The following is a 22,954-nucleotide window of genomic DNA, read 5'->3' as shown; positions in this document are numbered from 1 at the left end:
CCGGTCCTCGCGGACAGCGCCCGGACAGTGCCCGACCGTGGTCAGAGGCGGGTGACCTCCAGTTCCCCGTCCGCGTACCGCCGCCGCAGTACCTTCTTGTCGAACTTGCCGACGCTCGTTTTCGGCACCGCCTCGATGACCGCCCAGCGCTCCGGGAGCTGCCACTTGGCGATCCCGCCGTCCCCGCCGAGGAAGGCCCGGAGCGCGGCGAAGTCGGCGGTCGCGCCCTCGCGCAGGACCACCGTGGCCAGCGGGCGTTCGCCCCACTTCTCGTCGGGGACGGCGACGACGGCGGCCTCGGTGACGTCCGGGTGGGCCATCAGCGCGTTCTCCAGCTCGACGGACGAGATCCACTCGCCGCCGGACTTGATGACGTCCTTGGCGCGGTCGGTGAGCGTGAGGTAGCCGTCGGGGGAGATCGTGCCCACGTCGCCCGTCTTGAGCCAGTTGTCCTCGCTGAACTTGTCGGCGGGACGGATCGGGTCGGCCGCGGGGCCGTTGTAGTACGCGCCGGCGATCCACGGGCCGCGGACCTCCAGCTCACCGGCCGACTCCCCGTCCCAGGGCAGACGCTCGCCGTCCGGGCCGGTCAGGCGGGCCTCGACGCCCGCCGGGAACCGGCCCTGGGTGAGGCGGTACGCGAACTCCGCCTCCGTGCCGACCGCCTGCGCCGGCGGCCGGGCCACCGTGCCCAGCGGCGACGTCTCCGTCATCCCCCAGGCGTGGCAGACCCGCATGCCGAGCCGGTCGAACGCCTCCATCAGCGAGGGCGGACAGGCCGAGCCGCCGATGGTCACCTGGGTGAGGGAGGCGACGTCGCGGGGCCGGGCGGTCAGCTCGGCGAGCAGCCCCTGCCAGATGGTGGGGACGGCGGCGGCGTGGGTCGGCCGCTCGGACTCGATCATCTCGGCGAGCGGGGCGGGCTGGAGGAAGCGGTCCGGCATCAGCATGTTGACGCCGGTCATGAAGGTGGCGTGGGGCAGGCCCCAGGCGTTCACATGGAACTGGGGGACGACCACCAGGGAGGTGTCCTGGTCGGTCAGGCCCATCGACTGCGCCATGTTGACCTGCATGGAGTGCAGGTAGATGGAACGGTGGCTGTAGACCACGCCCTTGGGTTCGCCGGTCGTGCCGGAGGTGTAGCACATGGCGGCGGCGGAGCGCTCGTCCAGTTCGGGCCAGTCGTACGTGGTCGGCTTCCCGGCGATCAGATCCTCGTACTCGTGCACCTGGGCGGTGGCGCCGTCGAGGAGGGAGCGGTCGCCCGGCCCGGTGACGACGACGTGCTCGACCGTCTTCAGGTGCGGCAGCAGCGGGGCGAGCAGCGGCAGCAGGGAGCCGTTGGCGATCACGACGCGGTCGGCCGCGTGGTTCACGATCCAGGCGAGCTGCTCGGGCGGAAGCCGCAGATTGAGGGTGTGCAGGATCGCGCCCATGGACGGGATGGCGAAGTACGCCTCCACGTGCTCGGCATTGTTCCAGGCGAGGGTTCCGATTCGCTCGTCGTCGCCGACCCCGAGGTCCGCGCGCAGGGCGTGCGCCAACTGGGCCGCGCGGGCGCCGATCTCGGCGAAGGTACGGCGGTGCGGTTCGCCCTCACCCGTCCAGGTGGTCACCCGGGAGGTGCCGTGGACCGTCGACCCGTGGGTCAGGATCCTCGATATCAGCAGCGGTACGTCCTGCATCGTGCTCAGCACGGTGTCCTCCCGGGGCGACATTGCCTACGCGGTGGCAAGGGTTGCGCTGATTCTGCGCACATACCGCGTGGTATGTCACTAGGGGAGCGTGATCGATCACCCGGACGGGGCCGGGAGGCCGCCCTTCCTTTTCGGTCCCCCTTACCGAACGATCCCCAACTCCGGATCATCACGCAGCTTGCCCAAGGCCCGGGACACCGCCGACTTCACCGTGCCGACGGAGACGCCGAGCACCTCGGCCGTCTGGACCTCGCTGAGATCCTCGTAGTACCGCAGGACGACCATCGCCCGCTGCCGCGCGGGCAACCGCATGATCGCCCGCCACATCGCGTCGTGCAGCGCCTGCTGCTCCGCCGGGTCGTCCCCGGCGGGCGCGGGCTCCGGCTCGGGCAGCTCCTCGCACGCGAACTCGTCGACCTTGCGCTTGCGCCACTGCGAGGTCCGCGTGTTCAGCAGGGCCCGGCGCACATAGCCGTCCAGCGCCCGGTGGTCCTCGATCCGCTCCCAGGCGACGTACGTCTTGGCGAGCGCGGTCTGCAACAGGTCTTCGGCGTCGCTCGGGTTGGCGGTCAGCGACCGGGCGGTACGCAGCAGCACCGGCTGACGGGCCTTGACGTACGACGCGAACGACGGGTACGGCAGGGTCCGCGTCGCTGCGGTAGCGGCGTTCGAAGCGCTGGTGCAGACGGGTGTGGTCATGGCTCAACGCTAGGAGCGAGGGGGCGTCCCCGGATCGGCCGCAGGTCCCGAAGCCACGTCCCCCTCAGGTTGTAGGGCCGGCACCCGCTGCACCTCCTGAAGGTGGACGAGGGGAGGAGACGGGGTGCGGGTTCACCCCTGGGGGTACCTCCGCCGGGGAGGAGGACGGGAGCGGGGACAAGAGCGGGGACAGAAGCGGGACGGGAGCGGCGTACGAGCCAGGGGGCACGGGCGCGGGCCGGGGGGACGGGCGCGGGCGCGGGGCACGGGCGCGGGCGCGGGGCACGGGCGCGGGACACGGGCGCGGGCGCGGGACACGGGCGCGGGACACGGGCGCGGGCGCGGGACACGGGCGCGGGACACGGGCGCGGGCGCGGGACACGGGCGCGGGACACGGGCGCGGGCGCGGGACACGGGCGCGGTGCGCGGGACACGGGCGCGGTGCGCGGGCGCGGGCGCGGGGCGCGGGCGCGGGCGCGGGGCGCGTGGAAAGACGCCCGCGCGGCGGCGCCGTAGCACCACCGCGCGGACGCGGAGCAACACCCCCTCCGGTGATCCTGGGGGCCGGCGCCGGTGTCCCCACACCTCACCGGCCCCTCAGCCCGTCACCACAGCGGGCTGAAGCCGACGGCCACGTTCTCGTTGCCCTGGCTGACGGCCGTGAACGCCGACCCGTTGACCTGCGCGGTGTTGCTCTGGTTCGAGGCGCCCGCGCCGACCGCCTGCTGCTGGGTGGTCGCCGAGTTGCCGAAGTTGTCCCCGCCGACGCCGCTGCCGACGATCCCGGCGAAGGCTTCCGAGGCGATCGCGGCCGATCCGTTGTCCGCGAGGGCGCCGCTGTCCGCGGCGGCCATGCCTGCGAAGAGGGCGGCGGCGAGGGGCAGGGCGGAGACGGCGGCGATGACGCGGGCGGTACGGATGCTTGCCATGTTGTCCTCCTGAAAGCTGCGCTCCGGCTCACCACCGGCCGCGCGTGAATACCTGAACCAGGCCATTTCCCAAGGCAGTTGGCCACCCGCCTCGGTGTGGTGCACGACGTCGCGTGATCAGAGTTGCCCACCCGCCCCCGGCGAACCACCTCGGACACTCCGATTCCCTCTCAAGCGTGAGGACAAGTAGATAAACCCTTTTACCTCCCTGTCCTCCCACTCGGGACATGCGGGACCACCACACCCCAAGCCCCACAAGAGGTGAACCGTTACGCCACCACCGCCCCGACCCCGGCCACCTCCGCGTGCCGGACACTGCCCCCTTCCCTTCCTCGAACATGCGTACGACCATGGACCCATGGCCACCACCGACCGGCAGGCCAGGACGCCGGCCCTCGCACACGCCCTGTCAGCCGCCGAACGCGGCCTGGCCGTCATCCCCCTGTCCCCCACCAAGCTGCCGGCCCTGCGCTCCCCGCACCGCGACGACCCCGACCCCCGGCCCTGCCACGGCGAGTGCGGCCGCCTGGGCCACGGGGTGTACGACGCGGCCACCGACCCCGCCCGCGTCCGGGAACTGTTCGCGGCGGCGCCCTGGGCCACGGGCTACGGCATCGCCTGCGGACTGCCGCCGCACCACCTCATCGGCATCGACCTGGACACCAAGCCGGACGGCGCCTCCTCGACCGCCCTGCGGGAACTGGCCCTGCGGCACCTGTTCACCATCCCGCCCACGGTGGTCGTGCTGACCCCCAGCGGCGGACGGCACCTCTGGCTCACCGGCCCGCCCGGCGTGGCCGTCCCCAACTCCGCGGGCCGCCTCGCGCCCGGCATCGACGTCCGCGGCGCCGGCGGCTACCTGGTCGGCCCCGGCTCCGTCACCCGGCACGGTGCCTACACCACGGCGCCGGGCACCGCCCATCTGCCGCCCGCCACCTGCCCACCCGCCCTGCTGCGCCTGCTCCTGCCCCCGCCGCGGCGACCGGGCCGGGCACCGGCGGCCACCGGGGGACACGGCCGCGGTCTCGTCCAGTTCGTCCTCGCCGCCCACGAGGGCCAGCGCAACACCCGTCTCTTCTGGGCCGCCTGCCGCGCCTACGAGGACGGCATCGGGCCCGCCCTCAAGAACGCCCTGATCGACGCGGCCGTCCACACCGGCCTCACCGAACAGGAGGCCCGCGCGACCATCGCCTCGGCGGCCCGCATGACGGGGCACCGGCCGTGACGGACGGGACCCGGCGGAAGGCCCCTGGGGCTCCCGGCGCTCCCGGCGCTCCCGGCGAGGTTCAGGCGGCGCCGGGAGTACGCGACAGGGCGGTCCGCACCGCGAAGACCCCCAGCAGACCCCCCGCCGTGAACCGCTGGACCGCCAGCGCCCGCGGCCGGGCGGCAAGGAACGCCGACACCCGCGCCGCGCCCAGCACCACCAGGGCGTTCACGGCGATCCCCACGACGATCTGCACCCCGCCGAGCTGAAGCAGTTGCGCCCACGCCGGACCCGCCTGCGGGTCCAGGAACTGGGGCAGCAGGGCGGCGTACAGCAGAGCGATCTTGGGGTTGAGCAGATTGGTCAGCAACCCCATCGAGAACAGCCGGGCATCGGAGACCGGAGGCACGTCCGAGGCCGGCGCGAACGGCGACCGGCCCCCGGGCTTGAGCATGCCCCAGGCGAGAAAGCCCAGGTACACGGCCCCGGCCAGCTTGACCACCAGGAAGGCCACCGGCACGGCGACGAACAACGCGGACAGCCCCGCGGCCGCGGCCACCAGGTAACACACGAACCCCACGGCCGTCCCGCCGAGCCCGACCAACCCCGCCCTCCTCCCCTGGGCGATCGCACGGGAGGCGAGATGGATCATGTTCGGCCCGGGAGTCAGCGCCATCCCCAACTCCACCAGCGCCACTCCCCCGACAGCGGCCAGACTGATCACCGTTCCCCCTCCCGCCCACGACGACCGACCGCCGCGCCACCAGCACCTTCCCTGCCCCCGCACCATACGACCCCGCAGCCCCCTGGCCCTCGACGCCCCCAAGAGCCGAGACGACGAGAAACGGGCGACCCCCCGCTCCCGTCACGGACGCCGGAAAAACCCTGGTCGTTCGCCACCCGCCCCCGGTTATCCTGCCCCGTCCCATCCCGTCCCGTCCCGAACCGGCCAGAGAGGTCCCCCACGTGAACAGCCCCGTGTCATCGCCCTTCCCCGAGCGGATACGGCTCTCCGGGGAGGGCCTGATCCTCCGCGACTGGACGGAGGACGACCTGCCCGCGATGCCGGCGCTGTTCGACCACCCCGACATCGCGTACTGGACCCCGATCGTCTCCCCCTTCGACGACGCGGCCGCCCGCGCACGGCTGGACCGGGACCGGCAACTGCGGGCGGACGGCACGGCCATGCTGCTCGCCATCACCACCGACGGCGACGCACCCCTCGGCGAGGTCATGCTGCGCCGGACCCCCGACGCCATGGAGATCGGCTACGCGGTCGGCCCGGCCCACCGCGGCCAGGGGCTGGCCGTCCGGGCGGTCCGCCTGATGACCGCGTACGCCTTCGACCAACTCGACGCGGCCCGCGTGATCCTGGAACTGGAGGCCGAGAACACCGCCAGCGTCGCCGTAGCCACCAAGGCGGGCTTCACCCTCCTCGACACCCCCTTGATCACCGGCGAGGAAAAGGGCCGCCCCTACGCCCTCCAGACCTGGTCCCTGTCCCGCCCCTGACGACACGGCAACGGCCCCCGACCATCTCGCCTGGTCAGGGGCCATAACTCCGCGGTGGGTGTGGGATTTGAACCCACGGTGACGTCGCCGCCACGACGGTTTTCAAGACCGTTCCCTTAGGCCGCTCGGGCAACCCACCCCGCGCCGGTCGTGATCGGTGGCGCGGGGACCAGGGTAACGGGTCGGCACGGGCGTGGGGGTCAGTCGCCCGTCTTGGAGCCGAGGGTGAGTTCGACGGTGTGTTCCTTGCCGCCGCGCTCGTAGGTGACCGTGACCTTGTCGCCGGGCTGGTGGGTCCAGATCTCGCCGATCAGGGTCGGGCCGCTGTCGATGACGTGGTCGTCGAGCTTGGTGATGACGTCACCGGGCTTGAGGCCGGCGTCGGCGGCGGGGCCGCCCGGCTCGACCGGCTCGGCGCCGCCGACGCCCTGGTCGGTGATCTTGGCGCCGTCGGTGGTCTCCTCCAGGGAGACGGAGGCGCCGATCTTCGCGTACACCGGCTTGCCGGTCTTGATCAGTTGCTGGGCGACGTACTTGGCCTGGTTGATCGGGATGGCGAAGCCGAGGCCGATGGAGCCGGCCTGGCCGGTGCCGCCGAGGCCGTTGCTCGCGGACTGGATCGCGGAGTTGATCCCGATGACGTTCCCCTGGGCGTCCAGCAGCGGGCCGCCGGAGTTGCCCGGGTTGATGGAGGCGTCGGTCTGCAGGGCGCTCATGTAGGACGCCTTGCTGTCGGCGCTGCCGTCGCTGGAGGCGACCGGGCGGTCCTTGGCGCTGATGATGCCCGTGGTCACCGTGTTGGACAGGCCGAAGGGGGCGCCGATGGCGATGGTGGAGTCTCCGACGGCCACCTTGTCGCTGTCGCCGAGGGCGAGCGGCTTGAGGGTCGTCGGCGCGTTCTGGAGCTTGATGACGGCGACGTCGTAGCCCTGGGCGTGGCCGACCACCGTGGCGTTGTACTTCTTGCCGTCGGGGAAGGTGGCGGTGAGCTTGCCGCCGTCGACCGCCTCGGCGACCACGTGGTTGTTGGTGAGGATGTGGCCCTGCTTGTCGAAGACGAAGCCGGTGCCGGTGCCGCCCTCGCCGCTGGTGCTCTCGGCCTCGATGGTGACCGTGCTGGGCAGCGACCTGGCGGCCACGCCCGCGACCGTGCCCGGGTCGCGCTTGAGCGAGCCGCCCGTGTCGGAGGCGGCGACCGTGGTGGAACCGCTGTCGTCGTTGTTCTCGGCCAGCGTGTAGCCGAGGCCGCCGCCCAGGCCGCCCGCCACCAGGGCGGCCACCAGGACACCGGCGAACAGGCCGCCGCGCCCGCGGCCGGACTTCGGCGCGGGCTGCTGGGGCGCGGGCGCGGGCTGCTGGTACGGGGCGCCCCAGCCTCCGGGACTGCCCGGGTCGCCCGGACCACCCGGACCGCCCGGTCCGCCGGGGCCGGCCGGGCCGTCGCCGTGACCGCCGTACGACGGGGTGGACGGCGGCGGGGGCGGCGGCCAGGAGGCGTCGGGGGCCGAGCCCTGGACGCCCTGCTGGCCCGGCGCCGCCGACGCGGGCGGCGTGGGCGGCGCGTACGGCGGCCGGCCCTGGGAGGCGTCGGCCGGGCCGCCCTGCGGCTGGGCGCTGGCTGCGGGAGAATCCACCGGCACGGGAGGTGCGGACGGGGCCGGGGGTACCGCGGTGCCCTCGTTCTCGGTGCTCACAGCTTCTCTCCTCGATCCACGGCTGTCGTTCGGTCGCACTCGGTCGCGCTCGGCCACGCTGGTGCGCGCCGACCCGGGGTCCCGCTCCACATGTCGGTTTGTATGCCGTCAGCTTTTCCCACGGGCCGTCAGAGCACCATAAGGCGTTGCTGTGCGTCCCCGGCCTTTACTTACATCGGTAATTTAGGGCCTACCGGGCGGGAAGTCCTCGTCCTGGTGCCCCGTCTACCCTCGCGCGGTGGCACCATGACGCGGTGACCCACGCACGACAGCACCGGCTCCAGGTCGTCGCCCACCGCGGGGCCTCGGAGGAGGCTCCGGAGCACACCCTGGCCGCGTACCGCAAGGCGATCGAGGACGGGGCGGACGCCCTGGAGTGCGATGTGCGCCTGACCGCCGACGGCCACCTGGTGTGTGTCCACGACCGCCGCGTCAACCGTACGTCCAACGGCCGCGGCGCGGTCTCCGCCCTGGAGCTGGCCGACCTGGCCGCGCTGGACTTCGGTTCCTGGAAGACCCGCGCGGGGGCCGGGGTGCGCGACGAGGAGCCGGACTGGGTGCACCGGCCGGAGGACCGGGAGGCGACCTCCGTACTCACCCTGGAGCGGTTGCTGGAGCTCGTGGCCGATGCCGGGCGCCGGGTCGAGCTGGCCATCGAGACCAAGCACCCCACGCGGTGGGCGGGTCAGGTGGAGGAGCGGCTGCTGGTGCTGCTCAAGCGGTTCGGGCTGGACGCGCCGCCCCGCGCGGAGGAGTCCCCGGTCCGCGTGATGAGCTTCTCCGCGCGGTCGCTGCACCGGGTGCGGGCGGCCTCGCCGACGCTGCCGACGGTCTACCTGATGCAGTTCGTCTCGCCCCGGCTGCGCGACGGGAAGCTGCCTCTCGGTGTCGGCATCGCCGGCCCCTCGCTGCGGATCGTGCGGAGCCACCCCGGATACGTCGAGCGCCTGAAGCGGGCCGGCCACCAGGTGCACGTGTGGACCGTGAACGAGACCCGGGACGTGGACCTGTGCGCGTCGCTCGGCGTCGACGCCGTCATCACCAACCGTCCCCGCGCGGTCCTCGACCACCTGGGCCGCACCGGCCGCGACGATCTCTGACCCCTTACGGGGTGTGCACCGGCGCGTTCGGAGCGTATCCGCCCGTTTCGAGTGCGTCACCGGGCGGGGATCGGCCGGTTTCCGCTTCAGGCCAATGGGGCATCCACACCGTGGCGTGGGGCGAAGGAGGTCTCGGGGGTGGCGTTTGTGGTGGCACAGGAGGTGCCCACGTCGTCGAGCATGGCCGTACCCCATGGCCCTGCGGGCGTGGGGGAAGCAAGACACCGGATGCGTGATCAGTTGCGCAGCGGTGGGGTGGCGGAATCGGTCATCGACGATGCCGTACTGATCCTTTCCGAACTTTTGAGCAATGCGTGCAAGCACGGCCGACCACTGGGCGACGCCCTGGCCGGTGACGGCGACGTCCGTGCGGCCTGGCGGGTGGACCCGAGCGGCCGGCTGGTCGTCGAGGTCACGGACGGCGGCGGTCCGACCCGCCCCGCCCCGGCGACCCCGTCGGTCACGGCGCACGGCGGACGGGGGCTCAACATCATCACCGCGCTCGCCGACGACTGGGGCGTACGGGACGACGCCTGCGGCGAGGTCACCGTCTGGGCCGTCGTCCACGAGGACGTGTACGACCCGGACGCCGGGCACCGGCGGTCCGACTTCGCCACGCGGGTCGCGGCCCCGGCGGTGTCCGACATACCGGGGCTGGACTTCGCGGACGCGTTCGACGACCTGGGGTGACCCATTCGACGACCTGGGTTGACGCGTTCGGCGACCTGGTTGACGCGTTCGACGACCTGGGCTGATCGGGGGACCCCCGGGGCCGGTTCCCGGCTCGGGGCTTCTCCACAGCCAGGGTCTCGGGGCCCCGCCCGGCGTTGTCCACAGCCCCACCTCGCTCATCCCGCGAACGGCTAGGCTCGCGCCCGTACGAGAAGCCGTAACCGGGAGACCCCACGATGGCCAAGAAGCGACCTCAGACGAAGGCCAAGCGCCCTCAGCTCGACGGAGAGATCCCGGTGGTCGGCGCCCGCGAGCCCTGCCCCTGCGGCAGTGGCCGCCGTTACAAGGCATGCCACGGCCGGGCCGCCGCACAGGCCGTGACCGAGCTGGTGCAGCGCCCGTTCGAGGGGCTGCCCGGCGAGTGCGACTGGGTCGCCCTGCGCGAGCTGGTCCCGGCGGCCACCGTCGAGCTGACGCTGAAGGACGGCCTCCCCGAGGGCGTCCCGTCCGTCACCCTGGCGACCGTCCTGCCGATGGCCTGGCCGGCCCTGCGCCGCGACGACGGCTCGGTCCTCCTGGGCCTGCAGAACGACACGGCCTCCGGGGACATCAGCCGCGACCTCGCCGACACCCTGCGGCGCGCGCTGACCGCCGAGCCGGGCACCCCGGTGCAGGCCCGCCGGGCGCCGGCCGACGGACCCCGGCTGCAGGACGTACTCGCCCCCGAGGGCGCTTTCGAGCCAGTGGTGCATGACGGATTCGAGTTCTGGGTCCCGGACGCGCAGAACGCCACTCCGGAGGTGTCCGCCTCCCTGGAGCGGGCCAACGCCGCGGCCATCCCGACCGTCAAGCTGGCGGGGGTCGACGCCGCGTACTGGTGCGAGACCCCGGAGAAGAACCACCTGCGCTGGGTCATGCCGCACGAGGAGGAGCGCCTGCTGGACGCCCTGGCCAGGCTGCACGCGGCGGGGCGGTCCTCCCTCGGCGAGGGCACCCGGCTGGTCGGCTCCTTCCGCGCCCACGGGCTGACCGTGCCGGTCTGGGACCTGCCGAGCGGGGTCACGGCGCAGGACGTGGAGAAGCCCGCCGCCGAGTTCGCCGAGCGGCTCGCCGAGGCCCTGGCCGCCGAGGCGCCGCTCACCGCGGAGGAGCGGCGGGCCCGCGGCGGTCTCACCAACCGGCAGGTCACGCTCAGTTGACGGCCGCCCGCGCGGGTGCGCCGCGCCGCCGCCGGCGGGCCGGTCGGGGGGCGGCGCGCCGGGCGGGTGACTCCAGTCACAACTCCCCCTTGGGACAAGCCAGTCGGTGACCGGAAAAGCAGAGATCGAATTTGCTAACCGCCGATCTCTTGTTACCGTTCGAGTAGCCCGGTTGCTGGTGCATCCCCCGTCGCCAGCAACCGGGCCTTTGCGTACCTCCGGGCGTTCACGGTCCGCAGTCGGGTGTCAACTGCCCGTTCTCGCGGGGGAGTTGCTTCCGGTGCGGAGCAGCAGCGGGCCGTAGCCGGCCCGGTCCGCGAACTCCGCGACGGCCGTGTAGGAACCCGCGGGGCCCCGGGCACGTTCCCGTGGTGTGTCGCACGACTCCGGCGCGTCCCCGGCGGCCACCGGGCAGCGCGTGCGGAGGGTGCGGCCCGCGGGCCCCAGCAGACTCAGCACCGCGTCCAGGGGGCGCGCGGTCACATTGCGGTAGTAGGTCCGCCCCCAGGTCCGCTCACCCTGGGTGAGGACGCAGGTCTGTGCCTCGATGCCCTCGGGGGAGGCCAGTTCGGGTCCGCAGCGCGCGGTGGTGGCGAGGCCCGGGGCCAGTGCCGTCGCGGTGGGGGAGGGCCCGGCGTCCGGCGCGTCGCCCCCGGCTCGCCACGGCCCCTCGCCGTCCCCGGCCGGGGTGCCGCCACCGGCCGCGGCGGCCGCGGCGGCCGCGGCGGCACCGGCGTCGTCCTCCGGGCCCGTACCGTCTCCCGTACCGGTGCCGTCCCCGGCGCGGGCGGCGCCCAGGGTGCCGGTGCCCTCCAGGACTCCGGCGGTCCGGTCGTCCCGGTCCGGCGGTGTGCCGCCCGGCCGGCCGCGTTCGGAGCCGGCCGTGGCCACGGCGTACGGCAGGACGACCGCGCCCGTGACCACCCCCACCAGGGCGAACAGCCGCAGCCGCCGGGCGTCCGGACCGGCGCGGTGGCGTCCGGCGTCCGCGCGTGGCTCTCCAGGGTGCAGCGGCATGAGGCGGACGATAACGACCGCGGCCGGGCACCGGGCCCGCCCGCGCCGGGCGCCGCTACAACTCGGGCGCGCTCACACCCGTACGAGTGAGGGCGTCGACCACCGCGTCGACCACGGCCTCGACGTCGGGCACCCAGGGGGAGGCCGAGCCGGGCAGCGGGGCCCGCTCCCAGCGGACGGTGCCCCGGCCGGTCTCCGACGGCGGCAGCGCGAGGTAGCCGCCCTCGCCGTGGAAGCGCAGGGAGCCGGGGACGAAGTCCTTGGCGTAGAGCAGCTCGCCCAACTGCGCCATGGAGTACGGCTTGACCAGGATCGACCAGCGGGTCGGGGAGGCGACGACCGGGCCGAGGCGGATGCCGGTCCGGTCGAGCGCGGTCAGGGCGCGGGCGGCCGGCAGCGCGGGCAGGGAGACCGCGCAGGGTGCCGTGCCGCCGGTGGCCAGGACGATCGGTGCCGCCGGGCGGTTGGTCCACCACCAGCGCACCATGCGCGCGTCGGTGCTGGCCGCGAGGAGGCCGGGGTCGAAGGGATGCGCTCCGGGCACCGTGCACTCCGGGTCGGGGCAGCAGCAGCGGGAACGCCCCCGCAGGTCCGCCGCCACGCCCGGGAGGACGGGCCACTGCCATTCCGTGGCGCAGGTCAGGGCCGCGCTGAGCAGGTCAGGCCCTGTGTCGCGCTGGGACAGGAGCCCGCGTCGCCTTCCGAGGATCTCGCGCATGAGCGCTCGTTCCTTTCCGTTGCACGCCTGGCAACACCGTGGTCCACATCACACCATGTGTCGATCACTTCGCTGTGCGTAGCTGTTGGCGCATCACACCCCTGCTGGAGGCAAGGGGAACCCCTATGGGCCGAGCACTGGCTGCGTCCGCGGCCGGTCCGTCCATACTGCGTCCATCAAAAGCACGGGCGGGGCGCGGGGGTGGCGAAGTCTGGCGTTTTGCCGTCCCGCGTATTTCTCTCCGCCTCCGCCACGGGAGGATGGGGCACGGTCGTCGGTGGATAGGACGCCCGGTTGCACCGCCGGGTTCCGGGTGGCTTGCCACCGGTCCCGGCTTTCACCGAGTACGTACCCATCACGACCGCTGTGACGCTCCGTGGAGCACCCCCAGTCGACCCCAACAAGCCGTCCTCCAGGGTAGTTTCAAGCCAACTTTGATTTTGCGCAAGATGTCGAGAAGGAAGTCGCTCACGTCCCACGGACACCAGGAATCCCAGCAGGACAATGCTGGACATCCCCTCACGAGTGCGTGTACATGTGGAGACACTGCTGGCGGCGCAGAAGACATGGGGGTTCGCAATGCTTTTGAGCAGTATGCGCCGGTCGGAAAGCCGGTTGCCATGAACGCCCCGCTGCCTCCGAAAGTGGCTGGAATCGATTCAACGGTTCCCCCACCGGCACACACTGTCGCGTCTGTCACACCGGTCACACGGCCGGCCTCCCCCGCCGCACCGGGCGCCCTCCTCCAGGACCGGCTGGCCGGCTGGGTCTCCGACCTGACCACGCTGCACGAACTGACCGAACGGCTGGCCCGTACGGGCTCCCTCGCCGACGCGGCGCAGGAACTGCTGCGGGCCGGTGCCGCCCTGGTCGGCGCCCGGCGCGGCCTCGTCGTACTGGAACCGGCCGACGGACTCGGCCCCGACACCACGACCGGCCTGGGACTGGCCCGCGCCGACCTCGGCCACCTGGAGACCGTCCCGCGCGGCGCCTCGGCGTACGGGCGGATCCTGGAGGGGCTGCCGGTCGGCGAGGCCGGGATCGCCGAGCCCGACCTGTTCGCCGAGGAGGGACTGGACCCCCGGCAGCGCGAGGTCGCCGTCCGCCTCGGCTACGCCGCCAGCTTCGCGCTCCCCCTGCGCACCGACGCCGGCCGCCTGGGAGCCGCCGTCTGGCTGTACGACGAGCCCGCCGAGCCCCGCGAGCGGCAGCGGCACCTGGCCGGGCTGTACGTCCGCTACGCCGCCGAACACCTCGCCCGGCTGCTGGAGACGGAGCGCACGCGCGCGTGCATGGCGGCCCTCGCCGAGGAGCTGCTGCCGTCCCGGCTGCCGCGGGTGTCCGGGGTCCGGATCGCCGTCCGGCACCGCACCGGGCCGCGCGGCGGCGGCGACTGGTACGACGCGCTGGCGCTGCCGGACGCGGCGCTCGGCCTCAGCGTCGGCTCCGTCACCGGGTCGGGGCCGGGCGCGGTCGCCGCGATGGGCCGGCTGCGCGCCTCCCTGCGGGCGTACGCGGTGATGGAGGGCGAGGACCCGGTCGCCGTCCTGTCCGACCTGGAGCTGCTGCTCCGGCTCACCGAACCGGCCCGCTCGGCGACCGCCCTGTTCGGGTACTGCGAGCCCGCGCTGCGCCGGATCACGCTGGCCGGCGCCGGGCACTGCCCGCCGCTGCTGACCGGCGCCCGGCGCACCGAGTTCGTGGAGACCTCCCTCTCCGCGCCGCTGAACATGCTGGCCTGCTGGGAGGCGCCCAGCGTGGAGGTGCAGGCAGAGCCTGAAGAGACGGTTCTGCTGTACACCGACGGGCTGCTGCGCCGCACCGGCGACCCGGCCGACCGCGCCTTCGCCCGGCTGCACGCGGCGGCGGCCGGCGTCCCCCGCGCCAAGCGGCACGATCCGGAGGCCGTCGCCGACCACGTCCTGCGGACCGTCCTGCCGGACGGGGCCGACCGGGCCGACTCCGAGGAGGACGTCGTCCTGTTGGCGGTCGGCTTCGAGTAAGGCCAGATGTAGTTCGAGTAAGGCCAGGTGTAACAGGTCCTTCGCCCCTGGGCCCCCTTCCGTCCGACCGTACGATGGGGGGTGGTCCAGTGCCGTATCGAGGAGGATGACCGTGGCGGAGGAGCTTCCGGAGACCCCGGAGACCACCGAGGAAGAGCCGATCAAGCAGCGGAAGAACGGCCTGTACCCGGGCGTCTCCGACGAGCTGGCCGAGAACATGAAGTCCGGCTGGGCCGACACCGAGCTGCGCGACCTGGAGCCGATCGCCCAGGCCGCCGAGACCGCCGCCCGCCGCGCCGCGCTCTCCGCCCGCTTCCCCGGTGACCGCCTGGTGATCCCGGCGGGCAACCTGAAGACCCGCTCCAACGACACGGAGTACCCCTTCCGCGCCTCCGTCGAGTACGCGTACCTCACCGGCAACCAGACCGAGGACGGCGTCCTGGTCATGGAGCCCAAGGGCGAGGGGCACGAGGCCACCATCTACCTGCTGCCGCGCTCCGACCGGGAGAACGGCGAGTTCTGGCTGGACGGCCAGGGCGAGCTGTGGGTCGGCCGCCGGCACTCCCTCACCGAGGCCGCGAAGCTGTACGGCATCCCCGCCGCCGACGTGCGGGAACTGCCGGGCAGGCTGCGCGAGGCCACCGGCCCGGTCCGCGTCGTGCGCGGCTACGACGCCGGTGTCGAGGCCGCCCTGACCGACAAGGTCACCGCCGAGCGCGACGAGGAGCTGCGCGTCTTCCTCTCCGAGGCCCGCCTGGTGAAGGACGGCTTCGAGATCGGCGAGCTGCAGAAGGCGGTCGACTCGACCGTGCGCGGTTTCGAGGACGTGGTGAAGGTCCTCGACAAGGCCGAGGCGACCAGCGAGCGCTACATCGAGGGCACGTTCTTCCTGCGCGCCCGCGTGGAGGGCAACGACGTCGGCTACGGCACCATCGCCGCCGCCGGCCCGCACGCCTGCACCCTGCACTGGGTGCGCAACGACGGCCCGGTCCGCTCCGGCGACCTGCTGCTGCTGGACGCGGGCGTGGAGACGCACACGTACTACACCGCCGACGTCACCCGCACGCTGCCGGTCAGCGGCCGGTACAGCGAGATCCAGAAGAAGGTCTACGACGCGGTCTACGAGGCCCAGGAGGCCGGGATCGCGGCGGTGCGACCGGGCGCCAAGTACCGCGACTTCCACGACGCCGCGCAGCGGGTGCTGACCGAGAAGCTGGTCGAGTGGGGGCTCGTGGAGGGTCCGGTGGAGCGGGTGCTGGAGTTGGGCCTGCAGCGCCGCTGGACGCTGCACGGCACCGGTCACATGCTCGGCATGGACGTCCACGACTGCGCCGCCGCGCGGGTGGAGGCGTACGTCGACGGGACGCTGGAGCCCGGCATGGTGCTCACCGTGGAGCCGGGGCTGTACTTCCAGGCCGACGACCTGACCGTGCCGGAGGAGTACCGGGGCATCGGCGTCCGCATCGAGGACGACATCCTGGTCACGGAGGACGGCAACCGGAACCTGTCGGCCGCGCTGCCGCGCCGCTCCGACGAGGTCGAGGCGTGGATGGCCGCCCTCAAGGGCTGAGCGGCGCGCGGGAGTTCACACCGCCACCAGCGGGGCGTCCTCCCGCCACTTGAGGATCTTGTCGAAGCTCACCACGGCACCGCGCCGGCCCGGCGCGGTGCCGATGTGCACATGGTCGGCCAGTTCCCGGATCAGGCCCAGGCCCCGGCCGTGCTCCGCGTCCACGGGCGCCGGGCGGACCGCGGGGGCGCCGGGGAAGCCGGGCCCGGTGTCGGTCACCTCGATCCGGCAGCGCTCGCCGTCGAGGTAGGCGGTGACGCGGTACGCCTCGCCCGCGCCGCCCTGATCGCCGTCCCCGCCGTGCTCCACGGCGTTGGCGCACGCCTCGCTGAGGGCGACGGAGAGGTCGTAGGAGATGTCGGGATCGACGCCCGCGGTCTCCATGGTGCCGATCAGCAGGCGGCGGGCCAGCGGCACGCTCGCGGCCTCGCGCCGCAGATGGAGTGACCACCAGATGCTCATGCTCCAGCCTCCCGGCCGCGGCTCGACATACCGTTACGTATTGCCCGGTGTGCCGGGCCGTAAGCGCAGCGTTGACGTGAGACCGCCCATACGGCGGATGCGTCCCGGTGGTGCCCCGTGTATGAGGGACGGTCCTCTACAGAAGGTGACCTTCCGGTCGTACGGCATCTTGTGGACCTGCCGTACGGGGCGGGTGGGGCCGGTGCGATGATGGGGCCGCCATGACTGCCCCCCACCCCGCCGGGAAGGACCTCCGGTTGCTGCGGGCCGCGGTGTTCGCCGCGGTCTGCGTCGTGCTGGCCGGGGCGGGGCACTCGCTGGCCTCCTGCGCCGGAGTCCCGGCGTGGACGCTGGGCGCCGGGTTCCTCGGGGTGATCGCGGTCGCCGCGCCGCTCGCCGGACGGGAGCGTTCGCTGCCGGGGATCGTGGCGCTGCTGGCGGCCGGGCAGACGGTGCTGCACGCCCTGTTCGGCCTGGGGCAGCACGGAAGCACGCCGGCCGCCGCCACCGCCGCGGGTACGGAGGCCGACGCGACGCTGGTCCAGCAGGCCGCGAAGCTGTTGTGCGGGACCACCGCGGCGGCGATCAGCCCCGCCCGGGCCCAGCGCATCCTCACCGACGCGCGGCTCGCCCCCCGCACCCACACGCACCATCCCGCGGACGCGGCGGCCTCCGGCGGGGACGGGCTGGGCTCCCTGCTGCCGTCCCTGCCCATGCTGCTCGGGCACCTCCTCGCGGCCGTCGCCACCGGCTGGCTGCTGCGCCGCGGCGACCTGGCCCTGGCCCGGCTCGTCGAACTGTCGGCGCACTCCGCGCACACGGTCGCCGAGGGGGCGCTGGTCCGCGCCCTGCGCGCCGCGCTGGCGCTGGTGCGCGTGCTGTGCGCCGGGCTGCCGGACGCCGCCGGGGCGGTCGCGCGCCTGCCGCGCACCGGCCCGCTCGCGCCGGTACGGCTGCGTACCACCGCACTCCAGCACTCGGTGATCCGGCGGGGACCGCCCGCCGCCGCGCTCGTCCTCGCCGCCTGACACGACGCGCCCGCCGCTCCGCCGCACCGGTGGAGGGGGACGCCGTCGTGCGGCACGCGCGTGTGCGCGTCTTCCCCTCACCGGGCTCCACCGGAGTCCGCGGAACTCATCGAAGCGGAGTGTTCTGTCATGAAGGCTTCCCGTATCGCCGCCGCCGGCGCCGTCGCCGGTGCCACCGTCCTGGTCCTGTCCTCCCCCGCCTTCGCGCACGTCAGCGTGCAGCCGGTGGGCGAGGCCGCCAAGGGCGGCTACGCGACGGTCAACTTCAAGGTCCCCAACGAGCGCGACAACGCCTCCACCACCAAGCTGGAGGTCACCCTGCCCGCCGACCACCCGCTGGCGTCGGTGATGCCGCAGGCGGTCGACGGCTGGGACACCAAGGTCACCGTCGGCACGCTGGACAAGCCGATCGAGTCGCACGGCGAGAAGATCACCAAGGCCGTCACCAAGGTGACCTGGACGGCGGACGGCGACGGCATCCGCCCGGGGTACTTCCAGCAGTTCCCGATCTCCCTCGGCGCGCTGCCCGAGGACGCCGACGAGCTGGTGTTCAAGGCGGTCCAGACGTACTCCAACAAGGAGGTCGTGCGCTGGATCGAGGTGCCGCAGGAGGGCCAGGAGGAGCCCGAGAACCCGGCCCCCGTGCTCCACCTGTCCGACGCCGAGGACGACGCCCACGGCGGCTCGGCCGGCGCGGCGGCCGACGACGACACCGCGGCGGCGGCCGAGACCACCGCCGCCGAGGCCGACGACGACTCCTCCGGTGGGACCGACACCACCGCCCGCGTCCTGGGCATCGTCGGCATCGTCGTCGGGGCGGCGGGCATCGGCTACGGCGTGTTGGCCGGGCGTCGGCGCGCGGGCGCCTGACGCACCTCTCGTCCGGCGCGCGCCGGGGTCCCGCCCCGACCGGGGGACCCCGGTGCGCGCCGGTGCACACACAACTGGGACATTTCTCTATGCGCAAGAAGACGTTCGCCGCGGCGGCCCTGCTCGCCGCCGCCTCCCTGACCCTGTCCGCCTGCGGCGGCGACAACGACGCCGACCGGCCGGTCACCGTGGTCTCCGAGGACCCCGCCACCCAGCAGGCCGCCACCGTCCTCGACAAGCCGTTCGAGAAGCCGGACCTGGTCCTCACCGACACGCAGGGCGAGAAGTACGACCTGCGCGAGCGGACCGCGGGCAAGCCCACGCTGATCTACTTCGGCTACACCAACTGCCCCGACGTCTGCCCGCTGACGATGAACAACATCGCCGTGGCGAAGAAGCAGTTGCCCAAGGCCGAACAGGACGAACTGCGCGTGGTGTTCGTCACCACCGACCCCGAGCGGGACACCCCCGCCGCCCTCGGCACCTGGCTGAAGGGCATCGACCCGCAGGTCATCGGCCTGACCGGGGACTTCGACACCATCCAGGCCGGCGCCCGCACGCTCGGCATCTCCATCGAGGCGCCGAAGAAGGACAAGGACGGCAAGGTCGTCTCCACGCACGGCACCCAGGTCATCGCCTTCTCCCCGAAGACCGACGCGGGATACGTGCTCTACGGCGAGGACGCCACCGTGGACGACTACACCGCCGACCTGCCCAAGCTGATCAAGGGGGAGAAGCCGTGAGAGGCCCCGTGCTGTGCGCGGCGGTGCTGACCGGCGCGCTGGTCCTCACGGGGTGCGGCTCGGAGGACTCCGGGGCGGGGGACGCGGGGAAGACGGCCGCGCGGATCTCGGTCAGCGGCGCCTACATGCCGCAGCCGGTCTCCGACTCGATGGCGGCCGGGTTCCTGACCATCGCCAACGACGGCGGCGCCGCGGCCGAGCTGACCTCGGTGACCAGCGACGCCGGCGAGGTCACCGTGCACGAGACGGTCGACGGGGCGATGCGCCAGGTCGACCGGCTGCCGGTCCCCGCCCACGGCGAGCTCGTGCTGCAGAGCGGCGGCAACCACCTGATGTTCGACAAGCTGAAGCAGCGGCCGAAGCAGGGTGAGACGGTCTCCGTCGCACTCCACTTCACCGGCTCCGACCCCGTCACGGTCGCGATGCCGGTGAAGCCGGCCACGTACCGGCCGTCCGCCGGGCACTGAGGGAGGGGACCAACCTTGACGCAGACCGCCGCCCCACGGGCCCGCACGCTGGTACTGCTGCTCCTGGCAGCGGTCTGCGCGCTGTTCGCCGCCGCCGGCCCCGCCGCCGCGCACGCCGCGCTGACCGGCAGCGATCCGCAGCAGGGGGCGGTGGTCGACCGGGCCCCGGCCCGGGTCTCGCTCACCTTCTCCGAATCGGTCTCCCTGGACGACGACTCGCTGCGCGTCCTCGACCCCGAGGGCCGGCGCGTCGACCGGGGCGACCCGGAGAACGTCAGCGGCACCACGTACGGCGTGGCACTCCACTCCGGGCTGCCCGACGGCACCTACACCGTGACCTACCAGGTGGTCTCCGCCGACAGCCACCCCGTCTCCGGCGCCTTCGCCTTCTCCATCGGCGCCCCCTCCGAGACCTCCGTCGCGGTCGGCGACCAGACCGGGGGCGGCGGGCTGGTCGACGGGCTCTACGGCCTCGCGCGGTACGTGGCCTACGCCGGGTTCGTGGTGCTGGTCGGCGGCGCGGCCTTCGTGCTCGCCTGCTGGCCGCGCGGCTCGGGGATACGGACCGTGCAGCGGGTGGTGGTCTCCGGGTGGCTGGCGCTCACCGCCGCCACCCTCGCCCTGCTGCTGCTGCGCGGCTCCTACACCGGGTCCGGCGAGGTCGCCGACATCTTCGACCTGGGCCTGCTCGGCGAGGTCCTCCAGACCAAGACGGGCGCGGCGCTGGTCTCCCGGCTGCTGCTGCTCGCCGCGGCGGCGCTGTTCGTCGCGGTGCTGTTCGGGGCGTACGACAAGCGGGAGGACGACGAGAAGCGGGACCTCACCTTCGGGCTCGCCGTCGGCGGGACCGTGGTGGCGGTGGGGCTCGCCGCGACCTGGGCGATGTCCGAGCACGCCTCGGTCGGGCTCCAGGCGGGCCTGGCCATGCCGGTCGACGTGCTCCACCTGCTGGCCGTCGCCGCCTGGCTCGGCGGGCTCACCACACTGCTGGCCGCGCTGTACCGGGCGCCCGCGGCGACACCGGTGGACGCCTCCGCCGTACGCCGCTTCTCGCAGGTCGCCTTCGCCAGCGTGGTCGCGCTGGTGGTGACCGGCGCCTACCAGTCCTGGCGGCAACTGGGCTCCTGGTCGGCGTTCACCGACACGCGGTACGGGCAGTTGCTGCTGGCCAAGATCGTGCTGGTGGGGGTGCTGGTGGGCGTCGCGTATTTTTCTCGGCGGTGGACGGGGCGGTTGGTGGCGGGGGCCGGGGAGGGTTCCCGGGCGGATTCCGTCGAGATGGCGGGCGTGTCGGGAGAAGCAGGGGCTTCCGAAGGAGCGGACGGCTCCGGCAGAGCGGGTGCCCCCGGGGGGACAGGGGCTTCCGAAGGAGCGGACGGCTCCGAAGGCGCGAGTGCCTCCGAAAGCGCGGGTCGCTCCGGAACCGTCGGAGACGCCACGCGGGCCGCTCAGCTCGCGCGGCAGCGGGCCGCGGTGGATGCCGCGCGGCAGAAGAAGCTGCGGGACGCCGACCCGCGGCGCTCCGGACTGCGCCGCTCCGTGCTCGCCGAGGCGGGCGTCGCCGTGGTCCTGCTGGCCGTCACCACCGTCCTGACCCAGACCGAACCGGGGCGTACGGAGCAGGAGGCACGGGCCGCCACCTCGTCCTCCGCCGCCTCGGGCGACGCCTCGGCCTCCGGGGCGGTCACCCTGGACCTGCCCTTCGACACCGGCGGCAAGGACGGCAAGGGCGTCGTACGGATCGAACTCGACCCCGCTCGCGTGGGCGCCAACAGCGTGCACGTCTTCGTCGAGTCCCCGGACGGCCGTGCCGTCGACATCCCCGAGCTGAAGCTGGCCTTCACCCTGAAGGCCAAGGACATCGGGCCGCTCTCCGTCGCCCCCGACCACATCACCACGGGACACTGGTCGGCGAGCGGCGTCCAGTTGCCCATGGCCGGTGACTGGGAGGTCGCCGCGACGGTACGGACCTCCGACATCGACCAGGTGACCGTCTCCAAGAACACGCAGATCGGCTGAACCGCACCATGGCTGACCAGACCCTTCCGCAGGCCCCCGCTTCCGGCGCCCCCGACTCCCGCGAGGCCCCCGCCGCCGGGACGGCCCGGCCCGGCGCCGCGGGCGGCATCTCGCGGCGGAAGCTGCTCGGTACCGCCGGTGCCACCGGGCTCGTGCTCGGCGCGGCGGGCGGCGCCGCGGGGTACGCCGCCGCGCCCGCCGGGGCCACGCCGCTGACCTCGCTGGGCGAGGGCCGGGTGATGTTTCACGGGAAACATCAGCCCGGCATCATCACGCCGATGCAGGCCCGCGGCCATCTCGTCGCCTTCGACCTGGCGCCGGGCGCCGGGCGGAAAGAGGCCGCCGCGCTGCTGCGCCGCTGGTCGGACACGGCCCGGCGGCTGATGGCGGGCGAACCGGCCGGTGCCGGTGACACGGACGTGGCCCGGGACGCGGGGCCGTCCTCGCTGACCGTCACCTTCGGGTTCGGCCACAGCTTCTTCGCCCGGACCGGGCTGGAGAAGCAGCGGCCGGTCGCCCTCGATCCGCTGCCCGACTTCTCCTCCGACCGTCTCGACAAGGCGCGCAGCAACGGCGATCTGTGGGTGCAGATCGGCGCGGACGACGCGCTGGTCGCCTTCCACGCGCTGCGCGCGATCCAGAAGGACGCCGGGTCGGCCGCCCGGGTCCGCTGGCAGATGAACGGCTTCAACCGGTCGCCGGGCGCCACCGCCCACCCGATGACGGCCCGGAACCTGATGGGCCAGGTCGACGGCACCCGCAACCCCAAGCCCTCCGACACCGACTTCGAGCAGCGGATCTGGGTGCCGGAGTCCGGCGCGAAGGACCCGGCGTGGATGGCGAACGGCTCCTATGTCGTCGTACGCCGGATCCGGATGCTGCTCGACGACTGGGAGGAGCTGTCGTCCGCGGAGCAGGAGCGGGTCATCGGGCGGCGGAAGGCGGACGGGGCACCGCTGTCGGGAGGCGGCGAGACGACCGAGATGGACCTGGAGAAGACCGACCGGGACGGGAACCTGGTCGTGCCGATCAACGCGCACGCCCGCATCACCCGCCCCGACCAGAACGGCGGCGCGGCGATGCTCCGCCGGCCCTTCTCGTACCACGACGGCTTCGACGCGGACGGGGTCCCGGACGCGGGGCTGCTGTTCATCTGCTGGCAGGCCGATCCGCTGCGCGGCTTCGTGCCGGTGCAGCGCAAGCTGGATCGCGGGGACGCCCTGTCGGCGTTCGTCCGGCACGAGGCGAGCGGGCTGTTCGCGGTGCCGGGCGGGGCGGCCGAGGGCGAGTACGTGGGGCAGCGCCTGCTGGAGGGGTGAGCCCCGGCGGATCCCGGTACGAGGGGCGC

Annotated in this window: 21 protein-coding genes and 1 tRNA gene; 13 read left to right on the top strand and 9 right to left on the bottom strand. The window is 73.5% G+C overall.

Annotated elements, in window-relative coordinates:
• Nucleotides 1-41: 41 nt before the first annotated feature.
• The 3 genes from IE316_RS06665 to IE316_RS06655 form a co-directional block, all read right to left on the bottom strand.
• Nucleotides 42-1,718: a long-chain fatty acid--CoA ligase gene (locus IE316_RS06665; protein WP_190203180.1), complete on the bottom strand. Its 1,677-nt coding sequence runs from the start codon at nt 1,716-1,718 to the stop codon at nt 42-44.
• A 120-nt stretch (nt 1,719-1,838) separates the two neighbouring features.
• Nucleotides 1,839-2,396, bottom strand: a complete 558-nt coding sequence (locus tag IE316_RS06660; protein ID WP_190203179.1) for a SigE family RNA polymerase sigma factor — start codon at nt 2,394-2,396, stop codon at nt 1,839-1,841.
• Between the two features lie 605 nt (nt 2,397-3,001).
• Nucleotides 3,002-3,325: a hypothetical protein gene (locus IE316_RS06655; protein ID WP_190203178.1), complete on the bottom strand. Its 324-nt coding sequence runs from the start codon at nt 3,323-3,325 to the stop codon at nt 3,002-3,004.
• Nucleotides 3,326-3,683: 358 nt separating this feature from the next.
• Between IE316_RS06655 and IE316_RS06650 the strand changes: the two genes are divergently transcribed.
• Entirely contained in the window at nt 3,684-4,550 is an 867-nt protein-coding gene (locus IE316_RS06650) for a bifunctional DNA primase/polymerase (RefSeq protein WP_190203177.1), read from the top strand.
• Nucleotides 4,551-4,611: 61 nt separating this feature from the next.
• On the opposite strand, the gene IE316_RS06645 is transcribed toward IE316_RS06650, so the two are convergent.
• The gene (locus IE316_RS06645) at nt 4,612-5,256 is read right to left on the bottom strand and encodes a LysE family translocator (RefSeq protein ID WP_190203176.1); all 645 of its coding nucleotides are present in this window, start codon (nt 5,254-5,256) and stop codon (nt 4,612-4,614) included.
• Between the two features lie 242 nt (nt 5,257-5,498).
• On the opposite strand from IE316_RS06645, the gene IE316_RS06640 reads away from it, so the two are divergent.
• Nucleotides 5,499-6,044: a GNAT family N-acetyltransferase gene (locus IE316_RS06640; RefSeq protein WP_190203175.1), complete on the top strand. Its 546-nt coding sequence runs from the start codon at nt 5,499-5,501 to the stop codon at nt 6,042-6,044.
• Between the two features lie 52 nt (nt 6,045-6,096).
• On the opposite strand, the gene IE316_RS06635 is transcribed toward IE316_RS06640, so the two are convergent.
• Both IE316_RS06635 and IE316_RS06630 read right to left on the bottom strand, forming a co-directional pair.
• Nucleotides 6,097-6,183, bottom strand: a tRNA-Ser gene (locus tag IE316_RS06635).
• Nucleotides 6,184-6,244: 61 nt separating this feature from the next.
• Nucleotides 6,245-7,738 (bottom strand): S1C family serine protease, encoded by a 1,494-nt coding sequence (locus tag IE316_RS06630; RefSeq protein ID WP_190203174.1) that lies wholly within the window; start codon nt 7,736-7,738, stop codon nt 6,245-6,247.
• A 254-nt stretch (nt 7,739-7,992) separates the two neighbouring features.
• On the opposite strand from IE316_RS06630, the gene IE316_RS06625 reads away from it, so the two are divergent.
• From IE316_RS06625 to IE316_RS06615, 3 genes are all read left to right on the top strand, one after another.
• Nucleotides 7,993-8,838 carry a glycerophosphodiester phosphodiesterase gene (locus IE316_RS06625; RefSeq protein ID WP_190203173.1) on the top strand — a complete coding sequence of 282 codons (846 nt, stop codon included), beginning with the start codon at nt 7,993-7,995 and terminating at the stop codon, nt 8,836-8,838.
• A gap of 51 nt (nt 8,839-8,889) precedes the next feature.
• Entirely contained in the window at nt 8,890-9,528 is a 639-nt protein-coding gene (locus tag IE316_RS06620) for an ATP-binding protein (protein WP_190203172.1), read from the top strand.
• A 218-nt stretch (nt 9,529-9,746) separates the two neighbouring features.
• Nucleotides 9,747-10,709 (top strand): DUF5926 family protein, encoded by a 963-nt coding sequence (locus tag IE316_RS06615; protein WP_190203171.1) that lies wholly within the window; start codon nt 9,747-9,749, stop codon nt 10,707-10,709.
• Nucleotides 10,710-10,955: 246 nt separating this feature from the next.
• Here the strand turns inward: IE316_RS06615 and IE316_RS06610 are convergent, their stop codons facing one another.
• Together IE316_RS06610 and IE316_RS06605 are read right to left on the bottom strand one after the other, a co-directional pair.
• A complete protein-coding gene (locus tag IE316_RS06610) occupies nt 10,956-11,726 on the bottom strand; it encodes a hypothetical protein (protein WP_190203170.1) in 771 nt (256 codons plus the stop codon).
• Between the two features lie 55 nt (nt 11,727-11,781).
• The gene (locus IE316_RS06605) at nt 11,782-12,444 is read right to left on the bottom strand and encodes a bifunctional DNA primase/polymerase (protein WP_190203169.1); all 663 of its coding nucleotides are present in this window, start codon (nt 12,442-12,444) and stop codon (nt 11,782-11,784) included.
• 620 nt (nt 12,445-13,064) lie between these two features.
• On the opposite strand from IE316_RS06605, the gene IE316_RS06600 reads away from it, so the two are divergent.
• Nucleotides 13,065-14,447: a PP2C family protein-serine/threonine phosphatase gene (locus IE316_RS06600; RefSeq protein WP_190203168.1), complete on the top strand. Its 1,383-nt coding sequence runs from the start codon at nt 13,065-13,067 to the stop codon at nt 14,445-14,447.
• 106 nt (nt 14,448-14,553) lie between these two features.
• On the top strand, nt 14,554-16,017 hold the full coding sequence (locus IE316_RS06595; RefSeq protein ID WP_190203167.1) for an aminopeptidase P family protein: 1,464 nt from the start codon (nt 14,554-14,556) through the stop codon (nt 16,015-16,017).
• A gap of 15 nt (nt 16,018-16,032) precedes the next feature.
• On the opposite strand, the gene IE316_RS06590 is transcribed toward IE316_RS06595, so the two are convergent.
• Nucleotides 16,033-16,479, bottom strand: coding sequence for an ATP-binding protein (locus IE316_RS06590; RefSeq protein ID WP_190203166.1), 447 nt, complete (start codon nt 16,477-16,479; stop codon nt 16,033-16,035).
• A 221-nt stretch (nt 16,480-16,700) separates the two neighbouring features.
• Between IE316_RS06590 and IE316_RS06585 the strand changes: the two genes are divergently transcribed.
• The 6 genes from IE316_RS06585 (at nt 16,701) to efeB (ending at nt 22,925) form a co-directional block, all read left to right on the top strand.
• Nucleotides 16,701-17,507, top strand: a complete 807-nt coding sequence (locus IE316_RS06585; protein WP_190203165.1) for a hypothetical protein — start codon at nt 16,701-16,703, stop codon at nt 17,505-17,507.
• Between the two features lie 129 nt (nt 17,508-17,636).
• On the top strand, nt 17,637-18,377 hold the full coding sequence (locus IE316_RS06580) for a YcnI family copper-binding membrane protein (RefSeq protein WP_190203164.1): 741 nt from the start codon (nt 17,637-17,639) through the stop codon (nt 18,375-18,377).
• Nucleotides 18,378-18,466: 89 nt separating this feature from the next.
• On the top strand, nt 18,467-19,120 hold the full coding sequence (locus IE316_RS06575; protein ID WP_190203163.1) for an SCO family protein: 654 nt from the start codon (nt 18,467-18,469) through the stop codon (nt 19,118-19,120).
• Entirely contained in the window at nt 19,117-19,587 is a 471-nt protein-coding gene (locus tag IE316_RS06570) for a copper chaperone PCu(A)C (protein WP_190203162.1), read from the top strand. The genes IE316_RS06575 and IE316_RS06570 overlap by 4 nt, the downstream gene beginning before the upstream one ends.
• A gap of 15 nt (nt 19,588-19,602) precedes the next feature.
• A complete protein-coding gene (locus tag IE316_RS06565) occupies nt 19,603-21,606 on the top strand; it encodes a copper resistance CopC/CopD family protein (protein ID WP_190203161.1) in 2,004 nt (667 codons plus the stop codon).
• Nucleotides 21,607-21,614: 8 nt separating this feature from the next.
• Nucleotides 21,615-22,925, top strand: a complete 1,311-nt coding sequence (efeB, locus tag IE316_RS06560) for an iron uptake transporter deferrochelatase/peroxidase subunit (RefSeq protein WP_190203160.1) — start codon at nt 21,615-21,617, stop codon at nt 22,923-22,925.
• Nucleotides 22,926-22,954: the final 29 nt, after the last annotated feature.

Origin of the sequence: Streptomyces fumanus (assembly GCF_014655295.1) — a bacterium.
GTDB lineage: Bacteria > Actinomycetota > Actinomycetes > Streptomycetales > Streptomycetaceae > Streptomyces > Streptomyces fumanus.
The sequence above is the reverse complement of the archived record's forward strand: the minus strand, read 5'-3'. Positions and strand labels throughout refer to the sequence as shown.

What these genes read in the sequence shown, in the direction of transcription:
- IE316_RS06590 (WP_190203166.1), bottom strand. Translation starts at nt 16,479, where the DNA reads ATGAGCATCTGGTGGTCACTCCATCTGCGGCGCGAGGCCGCGAGCGTG.
- IE316_RS06610 (WP_190203170.1), bottom strand. Translation starts at nt 11,726, where the DNA reads ATGCCGCTGCACCCTGGAGAGCCACGCGCGGACGCCGGACGCCACCGC.
- IE316_RS06665 (WP_190203180.1), bottom strand. Translation starts at nt 1,718, where the DNA reads ATGTCGCCCCGGGAGGACACCGTGCTGAGCACGATGCAGGACGTACCG.
- IE316_RS06600 (WP_190203168.1), top strand. Translation starts at nt 13,065, where the DNA reads ATGAACGCCCCGCTGCCTCCGAAAGTGGCTGGAATCGATTCAACGGTT.
- IE316_RS06575 (WP_190203163.1), top strand. Translation starts at nt 18,467, where the DNA reads ATGCGCAAGAAGACGTTCGCCGCGGCGGCCCTGCTCGCCGCCGCCTCC.
- IE316_RS06660 (WP_190203179.1), bottom strand. Translation starts at nt 2,396, where the DNA reads ATGACCACACCCGTCTGCACCAGCGCTTCGAACGCCGCTACCGCAGCG.
- IE316_RS06655 (WP_190203178.1), bottom strand. Translation starts at nt 3,325, where the DNA reads ATGGCAAGCATCCGTACCGCCCGCGTCATCGCCGCCGTCTCCGCCCTG.
- IE316_RS06595 (WP_190203167.1), top strand. Translation starts at nt 14,554, where the DNA reads ATGACCGTGGCGGAGGAGCTTCCGGAGACCCCGGAGACCACCGAGGAA.
- IE316_RS06605 (WP_190203169.1), bottom strand. Translation starts at nt 12,444, where the DNA reads ATGCGCGAGATCCTCGGAAGGCGACGCGGGCTCCTGTCCCAGCGCGAC.
- IE316_RS06585 (WP_190203165.1), top strand. Translation starts at nt 16,701, where the DNA reads ATGACTGCCCCCCACCCCGCCGGGAAGGACCTCCGGTTGCTGCGGGCC.
- IE316_RS06650 (WP_190203177.1), top strand. Translation starts at nt 3,684, where the DNA reads ATGGCCACCACCGACCGGCAGGCCAGGACGCCGGCCCTCGCACACGCC.
- IE316_RS06615 (WP_190203171.1), top strand. Translation starts at nt 9,747, where the DNA reads ATGGCCAAGAAGCGACCTCAGACGAAGGCCAAGCGCCCTCAGCTCGAC.
- IE316_RS06580 (WP_190203164.1), top strand. Translation starts at nt 17,637, where the DNA reads ATGAAGGCTTCCCGTATCGCCGCCGCCGGCGCCGTCGCCGGTGCCACC.
- efeB (WP_190203160.1), top strand. Translation starts at nt 21,615, where the DNA reads ATGGCTGACCAGACCCTTCCGCAGGCCCCCGCTTCCGGCGCCCCCGAC.